This is a genomic window from Lysinibacillus sp. CNPSo 3705, from assembly GCF_028674935.1.
In the GTDB taxonomy this organism is placed as follows: domain Bacteria; phylum Bacillota; class Bacilli; order Bacillales_A; family Planococcaceae; genus Lysinibacillus.
The window spans coordinates 1-202 of sequence record NZ_JAQZSD010000249.1 but is presented as its reverse complement, the minus strand read 5'-3'; the positions used below and the strand labels follow the sequence as shown (position 1 = coordinate 202).

The following is a 202-nucleotide window of genomic DNA, read 5'->3' as shown; positions in this document are numbered from 1 at the left end:
CAACGAAATGAACCTTGAAAACTGAACAAGCAAAACGTAATCAATAAAGTTTTTAGTAACTAACCATGAGTTAGTGAACGAAACGAAATTTTGGACATCAAATATGATGCCAGCAAAACAATTTGAGCTAATCAAATTTCTTTTTATGGAGAGTTTGATCCTGGCTCAGGACGAACGCTGGCGGCGTGCCTAATACATGCAA

At 37.1% G+C, this 202-nt stretch carries 1 rRNA gene; it reads left to right on the top strand.

Going from position 1 to position 202, the window contains the following annotated elements:
* Nucleotides 1-142: 142 nt before the first annotated feature.
* Nucleotides 143-202: ribosomal RNA gene (locus PVA17_RS25250) — 16S ribosomal RNA — on the top strand; the annotation flags it as partial.